Source organism: Bartonella sp. MU37NMGALS, from assembly GCF_042194015.1.
GTDB classification, from domain to species: domain Bacteria; phylum Pseudomonadota; class Alphaproteobacteria; order Rhizobiales; family Rhizobiaceae; genus Bartonella; species Bartonella grahamii.
On the sequence record NZ_JBHIML010000049.1, the window covers coordinates 1370 to 2649 of the forward strand.

Annotated in this window: 1 pseudogene; it reads left to right on the top strand. The window is 47.0% G+C overall.

What is annotated here, in order from left to right:
* Window positions 1-1280: pseudogene (locus tag ACFIJP_RS08700) on the top strand (filamentous hemagglutinin); the annotation flags it as partial.

The following is a 1280-nucleotide window of genomic DNA, read 5'->3' on the forward strand; positions in this document are numbered from 1 at the left end:
ATTGGAGTGACAGCAGGGACGGGTCACTTTGATTATGCTTCACGGGAAATGAAAGAACTGACCGATATTACTGGTAAACCGGAATATGCGATAGATGGCTCTGCTTTGGGGGCTCTACAGGCGGACAGAATAAAACTTGTGGCAACAGAAAAAGGTGTTGGGGTTCGCATGCGCCATGATATGGCAGCCAATGCGGGGCAGTTGCATCTTTCTGCTGACGGGAAAATCTCCCTGAAGAATGTTTTTGGTCATGGGGGTGTTGTCCTCAAATCGAAAAGCCAGAGCGTATTGGCAAAACACATCACCTCGAAAAAGCATATTGATATTGCAGCACATAAGGATGTGACGTTAGAAACGGTTGGCGCTGATGGTCATTTAAAAATAGAGGCGCAGGATGGGCTTTTATCGATTGCAGGCAAGGCAACCTCTGGGGGCAATATGGAGCTGTCTTCGCGCCAAACTCTTCAAGTTTCAGGGCTAGGGTCAGGTGCTGATATGGCTCTTGAATCGGGTGGAGACTTGAAGCTTGAGGGGATTGTTTTAGCGCAAGGAAACCTCAAGGCACATGCCGGTGGTGATATAAAGGCGCAGTTTTTAGCCGGTGGGGTTGATATGGCGGCAACGGGTGCTTCTGGTGTTGTTGTTCTTGGCACCCAAGGGGATGTTGATCTCCAGAGCAGTCAAGGTGCGATTGTCGCTGAAAGTGTTTATGGGGCAGGAGATATCACCCTGGTTTCTCATAACGGGCTTTCTGTTTCTCAAACAATTCTGTCGCATCAAAATGTTGCCATTCAAGCACAACCAGAAACAAATGCTCCCGTTCATTTTGGGCAACTTTTAGCTCATGGCAAGGCAAATATTGAGGGTGGGGCTGTTGACTTTTCTTCGCTGATGACGGGTGAAAAGGCTGTTTTAAAGGTAGGCAGCCTTGATGCAGGCACACTGATGACAGGTGTCGTTTCTACGGGCGGTTCAGGGGATCTTGTTTTAGATAAAAACGGTTTTCTTTCTATTACAGCAAAAGAAGGGGTGAAGGTTGGTCAGATTGCCAGTGGTGGCAATATTGAAATTTTTGCAGGCAACGACATCTATTATGATCAGGTCATTGGCTACGGCACAGCCACATTGACATCGGTATCAGGAGGGATCAGTGTTGAGAATATGCTGTCTGCTGAGGGGGATGTGAGATTGACGGCAAACACTCTCGATTTAAGCAATAATCGTTCTCATATTTACACGCCGCAAACGCTGTATTTAATTGCAGATCATATTGATGTCTC